This window comes from Shewanella sp. (assembly GCF_041630135.1).
Classification (GTDB): domain Bacteria; phylum Pseudomonadota; class Gammaproteobacteria; order Enterobacterales; family Shewanellaceae; genus Shewanella.
Map to the genome: position 1 here is coordinate 127,190 of NZ_JBFKLW010000001.1, position 19,344 is coordinate 146,533.

15 protein-coding genes are annotated in these 19,344 nt (G+C 52.3%); 11 read left to right on the plus strand and 4 right to left on the minus strand.

Going from position 1 to position 19,344, the window contains the following annotated elements:
* The first annotated feature begins 144 nt into the window (after window positions 1-144).
* The 6 genes from ABYK60_RS00590 (at window position 145) to deoD (ending at window position 7,196) form a co-directional block, all read left to right on the plus strand.
* Window positions 145-1,404 (plus strand): NupC/NupG family nucleoside CNT transporter, encoded by a 1,260-nt coding sequence (locus ABYK60_RS00590; protein WP_372869840.1) that lies wholly within the window; start codon window positions 145-147, stop codon window positions 1,402-1,404.
* A gap of 304 nt (window positions 1,405-1,708) precedes the next feature.
* The gene (locus tag ABYK60_RS00595) at window positions 1,709-2,551 is read left to right on the plus strand and encodes an outer membrane protein OmpK (RefSeq protein ID WP_372869841.1); all 843 of its coding nucleotides are present in this window, start codon (window positions 1,709-1,711) and stop codon (window positions 2,549-2,551) included.
* 349 nt (window positions 2,552-2,900) lie between these two features.
* Window positions 2,901-3,674, plus strand: coding sequence for a deoxyribose-phosphate aldolase (gene deoC / locus ABYK60_RS00600; protein ID WP_372869843.1), 774 nt, complete (start codon window positions 2,901-2,903; stop codon window positions 3,672-3,674).
* A 146-nt stretch (window positions 3,675-3,820) separates the two neighbouring features.
* Window positions 3,821-5,152 carry a thymidine phosphorylase gene (gene deoA / locus ABYK60_RS00605; protein WP_372869896.1) on the plus strand — a complete coding sequence of 444 codons (1,332 nt, stop codon included), beginning with the start codon at window positions 3,821-3,823 and terminating at the stop codon, window positions 5,150-5,152.
* Between the two features lie 12 nt (window positions 5,153-5,164).
* Window positions 5,165-6,397: a phosphopentomutase gene (locus ABYK60_RS00610; protein ID WP_372869845.1), complete on the plus strand. Its 1,233-nt coding sequence runs from the start codon at window positions 5,165-5,167 to the stop codon at window positions 6,395-6,397.
* Window positions 6,398-6,485: 88 nt separating this feature from the next.
* Window positions 6,486-7,196 carry a purine-nucleoside phosphorylase gene (gene deoD / locus ABYK60_RS00615; protein ID WP_372869847.1) on the plus strand — a complete coding sequence of 237 codons (711 nt, stop codon included), beginning with the start codon at window positions 6,486-6,488 and terminating at the stop codon, window positions 7,194-7,196.
* A gap of 94 nt (window positions 7,197-7,290) precedes the next feature.
* Here deoD and ABYK60_RS00620 read toward each other — a convergent pair whose 3' ends face one another.
* Window positions 7,291-8,007, minus strand: coding sequence for an AhpA/YtjB family protein (locus ABYK60_RS00620; protein WP_372869849.1), 717 nt, complete (start codon window positions 8,005-8,007; stop codon window positions 7,291-7,293).
* A 125-nt stretch (window positions 8,008-8,132) separates the two neighbouring features.
* Here ABYK60_RS00620 and serB point away from each other — a divergent pair, with 125 nt between their 5' ends.
* Complete coding sequence (gene serB / locus ABYK60_RS00625) at window positions 8,133-9,083, plus strand: phosphoserine phosphatase SerB (protein ID WP_372869851.1); 951 nt, start codon at window positions 8,133-8,135, stop codon at window positions 9,081-9,083.
* Window positions 9,084-9,176: 93 nt separating this feature from the next.
* Complete coding sequence (locus ABYK60_RS00630) at window positions 9,177-10,151, plus strand: alpha/beta fold hydrolase (protein WP_372869853.1); 975 nt, start codon at window positions 9,177-9,179, stop codon at window positions 10,149-10,151.
* A gap of 6 nt (window positions 10,152-10,157) precedes the next feature.
* Here the strand turns inward: ABYK60_RS00630 and ABYK60_RS00635 are convergent, their stop codons facing one another.
* Entirely contained in the window at window positions 10,158-12,536 is a 2,379-nt protein-coding gene (locus ABYK60_RS00635) for a PilZ domain-containing protein (RefSeq protein ID WP_372869855.1), read from the minus strand.
* A 104-nt stretch (window positions 12,537-12,640) separates the two neighbouring features.
* Here ABYK60_RS00635 and radA point away from each other — a divergent pair, with 104 nt between their 5' ends.
* A complete protein-coding gene (gene radA, locus ABYK60_RS00640; RefSeq protein ID WP_372869857.1) occupies window positions 12,641-14,005 on the plus strand; it encodes a DNA repair protein RadA in 1,365 nt (454 codons plus the stop codon).
* A gap of 60 nt (window positions 14,006-14,065) precedes the next feature.
* Here radA and ABYK60_RS00645 read toward each other — a convergent pair whose 3' ends face one another.
* Window positions 14,066-14,437 (minus strand): PilZ domain-containing protein, encoded by a 372-nt coding sequence (locus ABYK60_RS00645; protein ID WP_372869859.1) that lies wholly within the window; start codon window positions 14,435-14,437, stop codon window positions 14,066-14,068.
* Between the two features lie 204 nt (window positions 14,438-14,641).
* Here ABYK60_RS00645 and torR point away from each other — a divergent pair, with 204 nt between their 5' ends.
* Entirely contained in the window at window positions 14,642-15,352 is a 711-nt protein-coding gene (gene torR, locus ABYK60_RS00650) for a two-component system response regulator TorR (protein WP_372869860.1), read from the plus strand.
* Here the strand turns inward: torR and torT are convergent.
* A complete protein-coding gene (gene torT / locus ABYK60_RS00655) occupies window positions 15,342-16,379 on the minus strand; it encodes a TMAO reductase system periplasmic protein TorT (RefSeq protein ID WP_372869862.1) in 1,038 nt (345 codons plus the stop codon). The two genes, torR and torT, sit on opposite strands and share 11 nt — an antisense overlap.
* A 55-nt stretch (window positions 16,380-16,434) precedes the next feature.
* Here torT and torS point away from each other — a divergent pair, with 55 nt between their 5' ends.
* Window positions 16,435-19,338, plus strand: a complete 2,904-nt coding sequence (gene torS, locus ABYK60_RS00660; protein WP_372869864.1) for a TMAO reductase system sensor histidine kinase/response regulator TorS — start codon at window positions 16,435-16,437, stop codon at window positions 19,336-19,338.
* Window positions 19,339-19,344 lie beyond the last annotated feature (6 nt).

The following is a 19,344-nucleotide window of genomic DNA, read 5'->3' on the forward strand; positions in this document are numbered from 1 at the left end:
GCAGTTCGATATTAACCGCTTGAAATTTAAGTTCAAAAATTTGATCAAAACGACGATTTTCAGCAATGGCTAAGGTATAATTTTGCTCGGAAATAGGTTGATTAACAACATAATTAAAAAGTGTTAACAAAAGGGTGATGGTTAATGAGTATATTAATGAGCTTCGTAGGTGTAGCAGTCCTACTTGGAATAGGTTTCCTCCTTTCCAATAACAAAAAGGCAATCAGCGTACGTGCCGTAGGTGGCGCTCTCGCAATTCAGGCTGCCTTCGGTGGTTTCGTTCTGTACGTTCCTTGGGGTAAAGATATCCTCAAGTCCGTATCTGACGGTGTGTCTGCCGTTATCGGTTACGGCCAGAACGGTATCAACTTCCTGTTCGGTGATCTGGCACAGTTCAAAGTTGGCTTCATCTTCGCCATCAACGTACTGCCAGTAATCATCTTCTTCTCTTCTCTGATCGCTGTACTGTACTACCTGGGCGTAATGCAGTGGGTAATCCGTATTATCGGTGGTGGTCTGCAGAAAGCTCTGGGTACCAGCCGTACCGAGTCCATGTCTGCTACTGCGAACATCTTCGTAGGTCAGACTGAAGCGCCTCTGGTTGTGCGTCCATTCATTCCGACCATGACCCAGTCTGAACTGTTCGCCATCATGGTGGGTGGTCTGGCTTCTATCGCCGGTTCTGTTCTGGCTGGTTACGCTTCTATGGGCGTTAAGATCGAGTACCTGGTTGCTGCGTCATTCATGGCCGCTCCTGGTGGTCTGCTGATGGCCAAGCTGATGCACCCAGAAACCGACGCTACCAAGAACGAAATGGACGAGCTGCCAGAAGATCCTGACAAGCCTGCCAACGTTCTGGACGCTGCCGCTGCCGGTGCTTCTTCTGGTATGCACCTGGCCCTGAACGTAGGCGCGATGTTGATTGCCTTCGTGGGTCTGATTGCCATGATCAACGGTATCATCGGTGGTGTAGGTGGCTGGTTTGGTGTTGAGGGTCTGACCCTTGAGCTGATCCTCGGTTACATCTTCATGCCTCTGGCGTTCCTTATCGGTGTACCTTGGAATGAAGCCCTGGTTGCCGGTTCTTTCATCGGTCAGAAGATTGTTGTAAACGAATTCGTAGCTTACCTGAACTTCGCTCCATACCTGAAAGACATCGCAGATGGCGGTATGGTAGTGGCTGAGACCGGTGCTGTGATGTCTGACCGTACCAAGGCTATCGTTTCCTTCGCTCTGTGTGGATTCGCTAACCTGTCTTCTATCGCCATTCTGCTGGGTGGTCTGGGTGCCATGGCACCTAACCGTCGCCACGATCTGGCCAAGCTGGGTATCCGCGCCGTTATCGCCGGTTCTCTGGCTAACCTGATGAGCGCGACCATCGCAGGTCTGTTCCTGGCTCTGTAATAACAGTGCCTCTCAGGGGTCCTGTTATCAGGACAGGACCCCGGTTAATTCAACCATTTTCCGCTGAACAAAGTCTGTATCGTTTCCCACCGTGTTCTACACTTCTGTGGGGGCTCAGGGTAAGCCAATTGTTAAAATGGTTAACTGAGCTAAGGGGTCGTTTTACGACTTTGTTCACAATAACGAATTTTGAGTTCGCGTTTTCTGCTAAAAATATTGTGCTTTAGCACGAGAACGGTAAAATACGCGGGCAAAATAAAAACGCTGCCACAGGCAGCAAACACCAAGATAAATGGGGTTGATGATGAAAAACTTTAAAATGATCGCTGTTGCCGCCGCTACTCTCGCCGCTCTGTCTGCAGGTACTGCTCAGGCTGAACAGTTCTACGGTTTCTCTAACGTATCTGTGAACTACCTGGATTGGTCAGAAGGCACTGAAGATCGTACTCGCGATATTCAGAATGGCTTCGGCGTTAAATCTGACTTCGTATATATCGAAGTTGAAGGTGGCGCAGGTTACACCTGGGGTGACGTATACGGTTTCGTTGACTTCGAAAACCCAGGTAAGATGAACTTTAAAGGTTCACAAGAAGATGGAAGCGAAGCTTTCCGTATCGCTGCCAAAGGCTCAGTTGCCGTAAACATGGGTTCTACCAACTGGAACTACTACGGTCACATCTACAGCCTGTCTGATTCTTCAGGTTTCTACGAGCAGAACGTAGTTCTGGGTGTAAGCTATGACCTTAACACCGATTTCGGCCTGTGGGTTAAGCCATTCCTGGGCGCACACTTCGCTCATAACAGTGCTATCGGTGCTGGTTTCAACGGCGGCATGGGCGGTTGGGTTCTGGGTTACAACTTCGATGCTTTCGGTCAGAAGTTTATGGTAACCAACTGGAACGAAATCGAATTTGCTCGCGTTGATGAATACCGTGGTTTCTGTACAACTGCAACCTGCACTGGCCCTGGCGATGAAGGCTTCCAAAACACTAACGGTGACAGCGTAGGTCTGAATGGTGCAGTGTCTCTGTGGTGGAACGTTACTGACGCCTTCACTCTGGGTCTGCAGTACCGTTATGCTGATCAGAAGCTGGGTACCGCTGCTTACCAAGATGCGGCTATCTTCTCTGCCAAGTACAACTTCTAATTGTACTTTTGGAGCCGTGCGCTGCACGGCTCCAAGCTTCATGCTTATAGGTCTTAATCTTTACTCAAGCATGGTTTTATCCCCAAGAGCATGTTTAAGTAAGGTTTGTGAGCTCTCGCGTTAAAAGGGATTTTTCGCGGAAAGCAGAAACAGTCAGTTTCCCCTTTCCGGTCTTCAAGGATTCAAGTCGTGATAATTATTATCGACACTGAATACCTGTAACTATGCCCTTTCGGCATAAGGCACCGCCTGAAGGCCCGGCCATAATTATTCAAACAATCCGCCACCCTCACGGCGTTGCCCTGGACACTATTTCTGTTTCATTTGAATTACGTCTCGGAGAACAACTATGAGCGATCTTAAAAAAGCAGCCCAGCGTGCCATTGAGTTGATGGATTTGACTACGCTGAACGATGACGATACTGCTGAAAAAGTGATTGAGCTTTGTAAAAAGGCTGTTACCCCTGCGGGGCACACTGCCGCTATCTGTATTTATCCCCGTTTTATTCCTATCGCACGCAAGACTCTGCTGGAGCTTGATGCTGAGGATATCCAGATTGCCACTGTCACCAACTTCCCCCACGGTAACGACGATATTGCCATTGCCGTATTGGAAACCCGTGCCGCCGTTGCCTATGGTGCAGACGAAGTGGACGTGGTATTCCCTTACCGCGCGCTGATGGACGGCGATGAAACCGTGGGTTTCGAGCTGGTCAAGGCCTGTAAAGAAGCCTGTGGTGAGGATGTGCTGTTGAAAGTCATCATCGAGTCTGGCGAGCTGAAAGACCCTGCGCTTATTCGTAAGGCTTCTGAGCTTTCTATCGATGCCGGTGCTGACTTTATCAAGACTTCCACTGGTAAGGTGCCTGTTAACGCGACTCTGGAAGCCGCTGAGATCATGCTCACCGTGATTGCGGAAAAGAACCGCGCAGTAGGTTTTAAGCCCGCAGGTGGCGTACGTGACGCCGCAGCTGCTGCCGAATTCCTTGGCACTGCCGCCCGAATTCTGGGTGAGGATTGGGTTACCCAACGTACTTTCCGTTTTGGTGCCTCCAGTTTGCTTGGCAGCCTGCTTCACACTCTGGAGCTTGCTGAAGCACCAAAAGGCGCCCAGGGCTACTAAGCCTTGGTCTGATTTGTGATCCGCGTCGAAACGGTGAGCTTCATCTTTGGCTAATATGAGCCTGTAATATTTTTACAGTTTCGGCGTTCCAAAGGACGAATCGTCGGTGAAAAATGAAATTCACCGACATTCTTGGAGACAGCAGTATGTTTCTGGCACAAGAGATTATTCGTAAAAAACGTAACGGTGATGCCCTCAGCAAAGAAGAAATTCAGTTCTTCGTGAAAGGGATTACCGATGGCAGCGTATCTGAGGGGCAGATTGCCGCTTTGGGTATGGCAGTGTATTTCAATGATATGACCATGGACGAGCGCATTGCGCTGACTACATCCATGCGTGATTCTGGCACAGTGCTCAATTGGGACAGCCTCGGCCTCAATGGTCCGGTTATCGATAAACATAGCACTGGTGGCGTTGGCGACGTTATTTCGCTGATGCTCGGCCCCATGGCGGCCGCCTGCGGTGGTTATGTGCCAATGATTTCAGGCCGGGGGCTGGGTCATACAGGTGGCACCCTGGACAAGTTTGACGCTATTCCAGGTTATCAGACTGAACCCTCAAACGAGTTGTTCCGTAAGGTAGTGAAAGAAGCCGGGGTGGCGATTATCGGCCAAACTGGTGACTTGGTACCTGCGGATAAGCGTTTCTATTCGATTCGTGATAACACCGCTACTGTTGAGTCTATCTCCCTTATTACCGCATCGATTCTGTCAAAGAAACTGGCCGCAGGCCTGGATGCGCTGGCGATGGACGTGAAAGTTGGCAGTGGCGCTTTTATGCCGACCTATGAAGCCTCTCTGGAACTGGCGCGCTCTATCACAGCCGTTGCCAACGGTGCCGGTACCAAAACCACAGCCCTGCTCACCGACATGAATCAGGTGCTGGCGTCCTGCGCCGGTAACGCCCTTGAAGTGAAAGAAGCGGTCGACTTTTTGACCGGCAAGTACCGTAACCCAAGACTCTATGAAGTCACCATGGGGCTGTGCGCCGAGATGTTGGTGCTGGGTGGTCTTGCTGCCAACGAAGCTGATGCCCGTGTCAAGCTCAACACAGTACTGGACAACGGCCGCGCTGCCGAGATTTTCGGCAAGATGGTATCTGGTCTGGGCGGTCCTGCTGATTTTGTCGAAAGCTACGACAAGTATTTGCCTCAGGCTGCCATTGTGCGTCCGGTTTATGCAGAACGTGAAGGTTTTGCCTATAGTATGGTGACCCGTGAGTTGGGGCTCGCCGTAGTGACTCTGGGCGGCGGTCGTCGCAAGCCCGGCGATGCGCTGGATTACAGCGTGGGCTTGTCCAATGTGTGCGCATTGGGTCAGGCCATCGATAAATCCACACCGCTGGCCTTTATTCATGCTCAGTCGGAAGCAGCCTTCGAAGAAGCGGCCAGTGCTGTTCGAGGTGCCATTGAAATTGCCGACAAGCAACCCGAGAAAACACCTGAGATCTATCAGTACGTACGTGCTGAAGATCTGTAAGGGGAGCAAGTTATGAAACGTACCATTATTCTGATGCTGGACTCCTTCGGCATTGGTGCTGCAGATGATGCCGACAAGTTCGGTGACGTAGGTTCCAACACCTTTGGTCATATCGCCAAGATGTGTGCCGAGGGCAAGGCCAACGTCGGCCGTGACGGCGAGCTCAAGCTGCCCAACCTGAGCCGTTTGGGTCTGGCCCATGCCGCCAAAGAAGCCACAGGTGCCTTTGCTGCCGGTTTTGGCGACAATGTCGATATCATTGGTGCTTATGGCCACTGCCAGGAGCTCAGCTCCGGTAAAGATACACCCAGTGGACACTGGGAAATGGCCGGTGTACCAGTATTGTTCGAATGGGGCTATTTCAGTGAACATCAAAACTCCTTCCCCAAAGAGTTGACCGACAAAATCCTTGAGCGTGCCGGTTTAACCGAGTATTTGGGTAACTGCCATGCGTCGGGTACCGCCATTCTGGAAGAGCTCGGCGTAGAGCACATGACAACCGGCAAGCCGATTTTCTACACCTCTGCCGACAGCGTGTTCCAGATTGCCTGCCACGAAGAAAGCTTCGGGCTTGAGAACCTCTATCGCCTGTGTGAAATCGCCCGCGAAGAGCTGGAGCCTTACAACATTGGCCGCGTGATTGCCCGTCCGTTTGTTGGCACTGGCCCAAGTGACTTTGCCCGTACCGGCAACCGTCGCGATTATGCGGTTGAACCACCATCTAAAACCGTGCTGGATAAGCTTAAAGAAGCCGGTGGCGATGTAGTCAGCGTAGGTAAGATTTCCGATATTTACGCCCACTGCGGCATCACCAAGAAGGTGAAGGCTTCAGGGCTGGAAGACTTGTTTGATGCCACGCTTGAGCAAATCAAGCAGGCCGGTGACAACACTATCGTGTTCACCAACTTCGTGGATTTCGACTCCCACTACGGTCATCGCCGCGATGTATCCGGCTATGCCAAGGCGCTGGAATACTTCGACGCCCGTTTGCCTGAATTGATGGCGCTGCTGGAAGAAGGCGATCTGCTGCTGCTGACCGCTGACCACGGCTGTGACCCAACCTGGCAGGGTACCGACCACACTCGCGAATTCGTGCCAGTACTTGCGTATGGCGCCGGTCTCAAGGCGGGCTCCCTCGGTAAGCGCGGTACTTTCGCCGATATTGGTCAGTCCATTGCCCACTACTTCGGATTAAGTCCGATGGAGTATGGTGAATCCTTCGTGCAAGCTGCAAAGCAAGCATAAGGCTGAAAAAGATTCATTTTGGCGGCTTCCTTTGAGTCGCCTATTATCAAAGACTTAAGTCTTAAACAAAAATACAGGGGTTATACAGATGGCTACACCACACATTAATGCCGTTGAAGGTGCATTTGCAGATACCGTACTTTTCCCGGGCGATCCACTGCGTGCCAAGTACATTGCTGAAACCTTCCTCGAGAACGTTGAGCAGGTAACCGACGTTCGTAACATGCTGGGCTTCACCGGTACCTACAAAGGCAAGCGCATCTCCGTGATGGGCTCTGGCATGGGTATTCCAAGCTGCTCTATCTACGCTACTGAGCTGGTAAAAGATTACGGCGTGAAGAACCTCATCCGCGTAGGTACCTGTGGTGCCATCAGTACTGACGTTAAAGTGCGCGATGTGATCATCGGTATGGGTGCCTGTACCGATTCTCAGGTTAACCGTCTGCGCTTCAAGGGTCAGGACTTTGCTGCTATCGCTGACTACAGCCTGCTGAGCGCAGTGGTTGATTCTGCCAAGGCTCACGGTATCCAGACCCGCGTTGGTAACGTATTCTCTGCCGATCTGTTCTACACCCCTGATCCAGAAATGTTTGACGTAATGGAAAAGATGGGTGTTCTGGGCGTTGAGATGGAAGCCGCAGGTCTGTACGGCGTGGCCCACGAGTTCGGTGCCCGCGCTCTGTGTGTGGTAACTGTATCTGATCACATCCGTACCGGTGAAAAGACCACCTCTGATGAGCGTCAGACCACCTTCAACGACATGATCATCATGACTCTGGATGCAGCCATCAACCTGTAATCCTGATTGAGATAGCGGCTCAGGTCGCTGAATAAAAAACAGGCTCCCTTGGGAGCCTGTTTTTTTATCTGTCAATTTTTGGCCATAATACTTTTTATGGTTTATCGGTATTTGCCGGTATTTTTGTTGCTTCGTCGCTTATCGGCGTCTCCGGTGTGTTTCCAGAGTTTGCTGTTGCATGGTTTGTATCTTCTGCGGATGCGGCCAATTGTGTGTCAGAGTTCTTTGGCATCTCGCCGGTCATGGTGGCCAGGTAGCGCTTGGCGCGGAATTTCCGACGGTCGAAGTGTGCCCTTTTGAATGACATTGCCCGGGAAAGCAGCATTCCTATGAGACCAGCTACCAACAGCATAATTTGTTGCTGCTCCATATTCAGCTTGTGTACTTCTTCAATCTCAGCCAAAAACAGCTTGGGATCGAGTCTTACCTCAACGTAGCCCAGGTTTTTTTCATCCTGAATAACAGACTCAACATAAGGAGGATAAGGGGCCAGCAGAGTCTTCATTTCTTCCGAATCAGGTTCTATCCATTCGGATGTCAGGCTTTGGGCAAATGACAGACGGGTGCCTTGCTCTCCATATATTGCAGCTGACATTACCTTGGGGTCTTCCACCAAGGCGGTGGCCAACCACTGCAACTGTTCATCGTTCTGTAACAGCAACGCCGGTGCGGCTCCATAAGCCGTTTGCTGCACCAGCAAGCGAGCCATCTTTTCGGTTTGGGACTTCAGAAGCAGCTGGCCTTGTAGTAGGCTTGATTGCCACAGTTGCACCAGGCCGGCCAGCAGAGCCAAAGCAATAGTAATCTGCAACAGCCGGCTGAATTTTTGACTTTTAGTTAGTCCTTTAAGATACAACACCTTGACCCTTTTTAATGACCCTTTGCGCTAATCATAATGGATATGGTGTAAAGCGGGTAGCCGGAGATATCAAACCTATGGAAAACACCCTCGCGAGCCAGTTGACTTCCCGACTGCAAACCCTGGCCAATAACAGCGAAGGCCTGATTGCACTACATCAGGAAGAGGGCGATGTCGTTGGGCGGTGTTTGCGTTTGGTATGGGAGGATGCATCCCTGACCGAGCCGGTGTTGGCCGCTATCAGCGGAAACTGTGTTTCAGTTTGTCACCTTCAGCGCCAAAATGCGCTTTATGGCCTCGAAGTCATGGGTGAGAACTGCGACAAGCTGGCGGCATATTTTGACAATGTGGCGGGTGTAGAAAGCTTTTTGCTGCCTCAGCCCCTGGCGCGCCTTAATACGCCTGGGCTTTTAGTGATGGATATGGACTCCACTGCTATTAAAATCGAATGTATAGATGAGCTTGCCGCCATGGCTGGTGTGGGTGAAGCCGTGGCAGAAGTCACTGAGCGCGCTATGCAGGGGGAGCTTGATTTCGAGCAGAGCCTGCGTCAGCGGGTGGCGAAGCTTGCCGGAGCCGACGCGGCGATTATTGATGACCTTTGTGCCCGACTGCCATTGATGGACGGTCTTACCGAAATGCTGGCCGAGCTTAAATCCCATGACTGGCGCCTGGTGGTGGCTTCAGGGGGCTTTACACCTTTTGTGGGGCACCTTAAAGCCACACTGGGGCTGGATGCGGCTTTTGCCAATGAACTGGTTGTAAGGGATGGCAAATTGGTGGGCGAAGTCACGGGTACTGTGGTGGACGCCAATTTCAAGGCCGATGTGGTCAGCCGCCTTGGTGGCGAATATGGTATTGCGAAGGGACAGCACCTTGCAATTGGTGATGGAGCCAATGATATCCCCATGGTGCAGAAAGCTGATTTTGGGATCGCTTTTCATGCTAAACCCAAGTTGGCTGCGGCAGCGGATGCATCCATTAAGTCTCTCGATTTACGCGTGTTGCCGTTCCTGTTACGAGCCTGAAAACTAACTGGTTTGAGTAATTACTCTTGAGTTTTGTCTGTGCTCTGGTTTAGCCTGTTTGAATATAGGCTCAGGCGCAGACTCTCTCCAATAATGACAACGCACCCAGGAACGCTCCCTTCCAGGCCATTGCCACACAACGATATTGTGCAGCAATCGCTGTTTTTACCTTACCAAGACGGCAAGCTGCATTTGCGGCGTATAGCGCCGTCAAAGGCCGTTCCATCACGCTCACCCGTGCTAATGCTACACGGCGCCATGTCCAATGGTCGCGTGTTCTACAGCGAGTCTGGCAGAGGCCTGGCTTGTTTTCTGGCGCGCCTCGGGTTTGAGGTGTATGTGCTCGACAGTGCTGGCCGTGGCCTTAGTACACCAAGGCTTTCAAGGGGAGTAGACCCCGGGCAGGGCAAGGTGATCCGCGAGCAATTGCCGCTGGCACAGCAGTTTATTCTTGAACGTCATCCGGGCGTGCCCGGGGTTCACTGGTGCGCTCATTCCTGGGGCGGCGTGCTTATGGCAAGTAGCCTGGTGCGATATCCGCAATTGGCTGCTGGCGTGCGTTCACTGCTTACCTTTGGCAGCAAGCGCACCATAAGGGTCAGCTCCTTAAGAAAGTGGGCCATGGTGGACATGTTCTGGAATCGCCTGGCACCGGCTATTGCCAAACGCAAAGGCTTTCTGCCAGCGGATTCATTGCGACTTGGTATGGATAATGAGAGCCACTCGTCGCTTAAAGAAAGCATCGATTGGGTGCGTGGCGATTGGATTGACCATGACGATGGGTTTGACTACGCCGCTGCTGCACGTGCTAATGGTCTGCCACCGGCCTGGTTTATTGCCGGAGCCAAGGATGCAGTGCTTGGCAACCCCAATGACGTGAAAGATATGATGGAAGAGTGCTGCGCTTTAAATGCGCGTTTCACCTTACTGGCCCGAGCCAACGGCAACCTTCATGACTATGATCATGCCGGTATGCTGACACATATGGATGCCCCTTCTGATCATTTTGTTGCCGTGGCAGACTGGTTGTTGGGATTTGATATGGCAGCGCTTAAAGTGCGGGATTAAGCGTTCTTACCGGCATAATTCCGGATATCGAAGCACCACTTCATCGGTGATATCCAACAGCTCACCGACACCCACAATTTTCCATAATTGTTCTTCAAGTTGCTTGGCTTTGTGAAGGGCATGGATATGGATATATTCCAGCTCGCGTCGGATAGCACTGTTATCCGGCTTGCCTGTTACCCCCCGGTACAGCCTGATAGCCATAAACTTGCCCAGCTGATTACTTTGGGTGATAAAAGCTATTTGCGCTGCCATATCACCTATTGAGTTGGCTGGTACGCACTTTAGCAGTATACCGCCACGGGACTGGCGAACCACCTGTACGAAAAGTTCGGTAAAGCTCATCTCATCATTGGGACGCATAGTGCGTATGGGTTCGAGAATGTCTCTTTTCAGCGCTCCCTGTGCCAAAAGGGGCGTCAGGTTATAGCACTGGGATTCCCGGGTCAGTGCTGCAAACATATCGCTGATATCATTGCCCTGAACGCTGGTGCCGAGATGGCTGACGACCAGATTTTTGGCTGTTTTTTCAATAAAGAAAGGAACACCATAAAGCCGGCGCATAACAATATTTTTCATGCCATCGGCAAGTTCTTTGATTTCACTGTTGTTCTCGCTGAGCTGCTGCAGCTTTTCCCTGTTGTGGACAATAAGTTTGTTCAGAAACTCTACACCCGGATGAACCTCATGACCTACGTTGGCCGCGAAGTGTAATACCATGCCGTCTTTTCGGCTGCGAACCAAACGGTAGTCCAGACCTTCCAGGCGCGTCTTTCCTGCGATTGACTGCAATTTTGGCATGGAAATAATAACGGCTTTGCCTTCTTCCAGTTGACTGCTGTTATCAAGTATTACCTGTAATCCACGGCTGGAAATATCGTGGCTGATGCCCTCCGCCTTATGGTGGCCTTGCTGGATCTTAATCAGCGTTTTAAAAGCGTATCTGGCTTCACGCCGGCGCTCGCTGAATTCCAGTGACACGGGTTTTATTCCGCTTTGAGGTAATTTTTTTTGGCCATAAACCTTCAACGCATTGGCATTGGCATTGTTATACCAGCTCCGGTATTGCACCCGGGCATGTTCGTGAGTTAAATCCATCAGCTGCAGAACGTGGCTGAAACAACCGAGTTGCTGTTCCGTTAATGGGGCGTAGTTCTCCGAATCACCCGGAATAACTGAGCACTTGTAACGTTTACCATGATCAATCTGATCCAGGGTAAGACGAAACACCCTCCAGCTGGGCTTGCTGGCACCAAAGCCTAAAAACAGCTCCCGCTCGTCACGGTGCTTAAGTTCGGCGAGGGTCGCAGAATAAAAATAGAGCTTGCCGTTTGCATTGTGGGTAAAGGTAAACAGCATCCGGTGATCAGCATCGTCTGGTTGCGAAAGGACTTTTTGCAGGCGGCCGGGAGTCAGCATGGCTTCCAGCTGATTGACATCATTTTCATCAAGGAAGTAATGTAAAATACCCTGATTATCAGGGCTCAGCAGCATATGGCTTATTTGCGGGCGGTCGCCGCGTGAGTCAACAAATAGCGGCAAATGTGGGAAGTGTGGCAAATAGTGCCGCTCAAAGCCGAGGCCTGTTGCAGTGACCAATACATCGTTGATATCAACTTTGTAGCGGAACTTATACCCCCTGATAAGATTGGCGAGCATTTCAGTCAGCCCGTCTGAGCCGCCAATCCGTTTGAGGCGCATCCAGCAGTATTCGCCATTGCCCTCGGCATTAACGATTTGGAAGTCCACTCCCCGCTGCAAGTCTTCGTAGTAAAACTCTTCCCCCAATTCTGTGAGTTTTACTTTCAGGGATTGATTTAAAGAGAAAGGGTGCCGAGCGGGTAATCTGATTCGGGCGCCGCCTACAGATAAATCAACGGTAATTCCTGCAATCTCTTCCCTGCCAGGCTGAGAGGCCAATATTTTCATGGCATAGTTCATCCGCTCTTCTGTGCGGCTGAAGTAGTTGCCAAGCACCACTGCCGGAACAGTGAAAGGCTCTGTTTCCCCATCCGCTGAAGGATCGGATGCTTCTCTGCTTTTGGAACGGCGACGTTTGTGGCTGTCCATGACCTCCTCATACACCCCCATGGTATATTTGCCATGATACAGGGCGAGGGATTGCTCGAAGGTGTCAGCCGCTGGAGGGTCGAGAAAATGAATTTGCTTTCCGGTTTTAACCTGCGAGCAGGGCAATTCAGATTTGTCCCTCAAATCGATAATACGGGTACAATCGGCACTAAGACGGCTAAGCTCCATCTTCAGCAGGAAACGGGTTGAATTGGACTCTTCCCGGGTGAGATGTTCAAACACCTGAGGAAAGTTTGGCTCCATCATCAGGGATTTAAGCTGTTCTATCAGTGCTGAATGTTCAGTCAGACTCATGGGATATTGTCTTTATGCCGTGCCAACGGAGAAAGGAATTGCTAGTCTATTGTCGGCCGATTTTCTGAGATCTTTACCCAATTTTATACGAAATTTAGAGAGTTATGGCAAAAAATAAAACCGCATATGTGTGTAACGAATGTGGACAGGACTTTCCACGCTGGCAAGGCCAATGTAGCGCCTGCATGGAGTGGAACACCATTACCGAGGTGCGTTTGGGGGCTGTAACGCCCTCTCGGGGTGGTCGTTTCAGTGGTTATGCCGGTGCCGGTGCATCCGAAGTGAAAACCCTGGATCAAATAGATCTTAATGAGTTACCGCGGATCCCGAGCTCTTTTAAAGAGTTCGACAGGGTGCTCGGCGGCGGTATAGTGCCCGGCAGCGCCATACTCATCGGCGGCCATCCCGGTGCCGGCAAGAGTACGCTGCTGCTGCAAACCCTTTGTCAGCTGGCAGAGGTGATGCCTGCGCTTTATGTTACCGGCGAAGAGTCGCTGCAGCAGGTGGCCATGCGGGCTCATCGTTTGGGGCTGCCCACCTCAAAACTGAAAATGCTCTCAGAAACCAGTGTTGAGACTTTGTGTGACATCGCATTGAAAGAACAGCCAAAACTGATGGTGGTAGACTCGATTCAGGTGATGCACATGGCAGATGTGCAATCCTCCCCCGGCAGTGTCGCTCAGGTGCGTGAGTCGGCCTCTTTCCTTACCCGCTTTGCCAAGCAGCACGGCATTGCGGTGATTATGGTGGGTCACGTGACCAAAGACGGTAGTCTCGCCGGCCCCAAGGTGCTGGAGCACTGCATTGACTGTTCGGTGATGTTTGAAGGTGACTCCGACAGCCGCTATCGCACTTTGCGGTCCCATAAAAATCGCTTTGGTGCCATTAACGAACTCGGCGTATTCGCCATGACAGAGCGTGGTCTGAAAGAAGTGGCCAACCCATCGGCGATTTTCCTTTCCCGCGGTGAAGAAGCGTCCAGTGGTTCGCTGGTAATGGTGGTGTGGGAAGGCACCCGGCCGCTGCTGGTGGAACTGCAAGTGCTCGTTGATAATTCGGCGCTGTCTAATCCTAGGCGGGTAGCAGTGGGGATGGATGCCAACCGTCTGGCGATGCTGCTGGCAGTAATGCACCGCCATGGCGGACTGCAGATGTCGGATCAGGACGTGTTTGTTAACGTGGTGGGCGGGGTTAAAGTATCAGAAACCAGCGCCGACCTCACCTTATTGCTGGCCATGGTGTCGAGTTTTCGCGGTGAAGTGTTGGCGCGGGATCTGGTGGTGTTTGGGGAGGTGGGCCTGTCCGGCGAAATCCGTCCCGTTCCCAATGGTCAGGAGCGCCTGATTGAAGCGGCCAAGCACGGCTTTCGCCGCGCCATTGTGCCCAGAGCCAATGTGCCTAAAAAGCCGCCGGAAGGTATGGAGATTATTGGTGTGGGTAAGCTCACTGAGGCGCTGGCTGCGCTCTAGTTTTCTGTCTGAATTGCATACCGGGCAATGTAAGCCAGTGGTACAAAAAGAAAGGGGACTTCAGTCCCCTTTTTCGTGTGATTCAATAAAATGCGCCAGCTCTCTGTTCAGCAAAGAGGCATCCCCGATATTCAGCTCAACCATGCGTCTGAGATGGCTGATACTTTCTACGTCGATATGCTGACATGTAAGACCTATCAAGCCCGGCTTTCGATGGGCGATTAATGCCTGCATCTGAACTTCAACATCAGAGTCGGGCAGGATAAAGGCGAGCTGCAAACTATCGGACACAGGATTGAAATTGGCAGGAGCCTCCAGCAAAGCGCCATTCAAGCTTAAGTCCAGAATACGGGTTTTCCACTGTGAACCTTCGCAGGACAGGCTTGCAGGGGTATCAAACAGTATTCGAGAGAACTTACGCCTTTCGTCCATTGTGAATCCTTTTTACTGGGCGGATAAACTCACCTAAGCATAAGGCATGGGGCCTCACCTGTAAAAGCGTGCAGTTAATTTTTCCGCATGCTATCCATGCCGTTGGTGCCAAGGTTGCAGTGTAGATCTCAGTTCTGAAGAGCAGATGTGAAATATTAAAAATTATGAATATACTGATGTGGTCCAAGTTTCCGGAGCTAACCCATGGCCTACACAGTGCTGGTCGTTGATGATGAGGCGGTAATTCGTACCCGTCTGAAAGGCTATTTCAGCAAGGAGGGCTATCGGGTGCTGGAGGCCGCCAATGGGGAAGACATGTGGCAACAGTTGGCGCTGGCTCATGTGGATTTGATTATGCTGGATATCAATCTGCCGGGGACCGATGGTCTGTCGCTGACCCGGGAGCTCAGAAGCCGCTCAGAAGTGGGTATCATCTTGGTCAGTGGCCGTGATGAAACGGTCGACAGAATTGTTGGTCTTGAAATGGGCGCCGATGATTACGTCACCAAGCCCTTTGAATTGCGCGAACTCCTGGTGCGGGTAAAGAATTTACTTTGGCGTATCTCTCTGGTCGCCAAAGCAAAGCAGCAAGCTGCCAGCGCGATGGACGATGGCGATGACAGAATCGAATTCGACGATTATGTGCTTGAACTTGGCAGTCGCAAGTTGTGCTGTGGTGAAGAGGTTATCAAGCTCACCAAGGCAGAATTTGAGCTGCTGGTGGCGTTTGCGCTGCATCCGAGGCAAGTGTTATCACGCGAACGTTTGATGCAGCAAACCAGTCACCGAAGCGAAGACGCCAATGACCGCACCATAGATGTCATCATCCGCCGTTTGAGAAACAAGCTGAGCGCCGAATTGTTTGTTACGGTACATGGTGAAGGCTATCTCTTCGCCGCCAGTGTCAGGGATTGAAGCGATAAACAGGGTAAAACTCCGCCGGAGGCAATGACTCTGTCAGTGACGCCGCATCGCTGTTATGTGGGGTTCTGACCACAATCGCTGGCCCAATATCGCCAAAATCATCGCTTCCCTGTAACAGCCGCACCACCAAATCTATAGCCACTTTGCCTTGTAATACCACTTTGTCATCGCAGGCTGCGGCAATTTTTTCTCGCTGCAGAGCACGGGCAATGGCCGGTGAAAAGTAACTGGCTCCCAGTACTATCGGGTGAGAAGGTGAGGTTTGTCCAAATTGATTAACAGCCACCTCAATCGCAACCGCACTACCCACAATGGCGTCCGGGCGGCTTGACTCCATCAGTTGTTGTAATTGTTCCCGCTGTAAATGTCGGTTGTTGTCGGCATGTCGAATAGCACTAATGGTCAGTTTGCTGCCGGTCAGACTTTTACTGATTCCTTGCTCAACCAGATCTGTACCACCCACAGATTCAGGCCCAGCCAACAGAGCAAGGCTTGCAGTGGTATTGAAATGAGCCTCAATGGCAGAACCAATCAGGCTTCCCATTTGATGCCAGTTAACCCCAATGTAAGTTCTTACTCTGGGGTCATCCAATTTGTTTACCAGTGCGAGCACTGGTTTTCCAAGCTCGCCGGGTTGCCTTTGCAGCAGGTGGGGGCTGACGGCGCCAAGCAGCACGGCATCATAGTCACTTTGCAGGCAGTGTTTAAGTTGAGCAAGTTGGCGGTCATGATTCGGATAGCCCCCCGCTTCGAACATGTCAAAACTCACCCCCAGTTGTTTGGCATGAGTCGACAAACCGTAATTGATGCCAATCCAGTAGGCGTCCTTCAAATGGGGTACCAGCACACAGATTTTCCAGGGCTGTACGGCGTGGGCCAGTGGGGAATGGCTCAGGGGGGCGGCTTGTTGCTCGATGGCGTTAAAAGGCGTGCGCTGCTCAAGCTGCCAGGGGGCGGCATTGGCTGCTGAAATCCCCAGCGCCAGTAAGAGTAAAAAGATCCGAGGGCTTATGTTCACGGCAAGAGTTCCGTAAGATAGTCACAGCCGAAGTGTATCAGCAATAGGTGAGCCTGTGACCCCTCCTGCATTGTCCTTCTCCAGCTTGTCCGGACGACTTATTCTGGCCTTTGTGTTATTGGCGGCCCTGTTGTTGTTGCTGGTGAGTTTGGGCTCTGTCAGTCTGCAATGGGTGAAGCAGGCTGACCATATGCTGTACGAGCGCTCCTTGCCAGCGTCGGATGCGGCGCGGCAGTTGGTGCAATCGGCTTCTGCGCTGACTGAGAATACCCAGCTGCTTGCCAGGGTAAGTGAAGAAAACCAGCGGGATTTAATAGGTCGAAAACTGTCCGTAGAAACCAGCAAGCTGTTGAATGCGGCAGAAAAACTCAGAAGTCTTGGCGTGGATGCTCCCAACACTCTTGGGCGCGATTCAGGTGAAATCGTCGCTGCCATGGCGGAGTTGGGAAATAGGGTGGGGCGTAAGCTTGCACTGCTTGGCACTCTTACCGGGCGTGCCAATAGTATTGCCATCGCCAGCTCCCATGCCCGAGAACTGGTTCAGGCCGAGCTGGCGGTGGTTGATGCTGCCATTTTGGCCAAGCTCAGTCAGGCCTATCCACAGCAGGCCGGGCAGGCTCGCAGTGCCCGTCTGCTTGATGACATCATAGAAACAGAGCTGGATATTCAAAGCCAGTTGCAGCGGGCGTTATCACTTATCAACCGCATTGCGCTGGTGGCCGAGCTTGCCGATGAGGCGGCCGACTCGGGGCTGCCCCTTGGTGATATTCTGGGGGAGCGCTCAACAGATTATACGGTTGAAAATAGCCTCTGGCCGCTTAAGCGTGTCAGCCAGTTGGTTCGCGATCCTGTGCGTCAGGCATCCCTTGAAAAGGAAGCCCGACTTCTGCTGGGTGTAGGCGAGATGCTTAAGCTCAGAGCCGAGTTTCTAGTCGCCAATCAGTCGGTCAATTCATTACAGCAACTGCTGCAGGATAAGCTGTTTGGCCTTAGTCAGCGGCTGGACAGGGCGCTGCAAACCCAGGGAAACAAGGCGCTTGAAGCCCGCACCGATTATTTGCGTCAACTCTCCTGGGCGGGTATCGGGCTGTGGGGCACCGGCCTTGCCATGTTGCTTCTTCTATTGTTGGTGTCTTATCGGGTGATTTACAGGGGTATAGCGGTGCGCCTTGGGGAAGCAACCGCCGCCATGCACAGTCTGGCACGGGGCAATACTGACATAAGCCTGGACCCCCATGGCGATGATGAGCTGACAGCCATGGCAGAAGCCATAGAGGCCTTTAAAGCAAAAACCATCCGTAATCAGGAGCTTTCCGGTGAGCTCAAAGAAAGTGCCCGTGAGCTTGCCAGCCACAAGGCGGCGCTGGAAGTCAAAGTGATAGAGCGCACCGCCGAGCTTGCCAGTGCCAGGGAGGCGGCGGAAAATGCAAGTCAGGCCAAGAGCCGCTTCCTTGCCACCATGAGCCATGAAATTCGCACACCGCTCAATGGCTTAATGGGCACACTGGAGCTGCTTGATAAAGATAAACGGCTCACTGAGCCTCAGCATCAGCTGCTGGGCTTATCCCGCTATAGCGCCATTCTGCTGCAAACCCTGTTGTCGGACATCCTCGACTTCTCCCGGCTCGAAAAAGGTCAGCTAAAGGCTCAGGCCGCGCCATTGGATCTGCCGCGGCTGTTGAATGACGTGATGAGCCTGATGTTGGCCGGTGCCAGTCTCGCGGGGTTGCGGCTCGAACTGCTGGCACCCGATATACCGCAATATGTCAGCCTCGATGGCCCCAAACTCAGGCAAGTGCTGCTGAATCTTTTGGGGAACGCCATTAAGTTTACCGAGCGTGGCTCTGTGGTGCTTCAGGTAAGTGTCGGCGGGCAGTATCTGCACTTCAGTGTCACCGATACAGGGGTGGGCATGGATGAGGCCACCCGCCAGCGGTTGTTTATTCCTTATGAGACCGGCGAAGTGCAGGGGCGGGCCCGTGGCACCGGGCTTGGACTTGCCATCAGCCGAGAGCTGGTTTGCCTGATGGCTGGCACGACGAGCGCGGAAGATTGTAATCAAGGTATTCGGGTAGAAAGCCAGCAAGGCGTTGGCAGTTGCTTCAGTTTCAGTCTGCCGTTGGTTCACTGCGATGCCCCGGCAGAGGCTAGAGCGCAGTCCTTCGTTGCTGTGCCGCACAGGCGGGTACTGCTGGTGGAGGACAATCAGGTGAATGCGCTGGTGGCCCGTGGGTATCTCGCCACCCTTGGGCACGATGCATCCTGGGCGCGGGATTTGGCTGAAGCCAGGCGGCTGCTTGCTGCAGAGCAATTCGATGCCCTGATGCTGGATATGCAGCTACCGGATGGCGATGGTCGCAGCCTGTTGTCTTTGCTGCCGCCAGACATGCAGGTTGCGGCCTTTACCGCGCAGGTCGATACCGAGGCAGTGGTGGGCTATCAGCAGGCAGGCATACAGACTGTGCTTGCCAAGCCATTGAGTCTTAAGGCCTTGGGCAATTGGCTGGGGGATGCATCCCAAACTGATGCGTCCCCAAATGAAGTTACCCACGTTGATGCTTCATTGGTTGCCCCAGTAACGGAAGCTGCTGTGCAGGACGGCCTTTGCTCCTCGGGGCTTCTGGATATTGAGCAGCTTGAGCTGGATCTGGATATTCTTGGTCGCGACACGCTGGATGAAATGGCACAGCAGTTTGCTTCATCAAGTGAGGCGCAGTTTGCGGCCTTTGAGAACGGTGCGGCGAAACCTGAACGGCAATCCCGGCTGCATAGCCTGAAAGGTGCCAGTGCCAGCATGGGGTTGAAAGCATTGACTCAGGAGGCGGCTGAGCTGGAAAAGGCGCTGATAAGCGGCGGACTAACCGAAGCACAGTGGCAAGAAAAACGCCTGCCAGAACTCAAAGCGCTTTGGCAGGCATCGTTGCAGGTGCTGACTGATTGGCTCAAGGTTAGCAATTGACTCAGG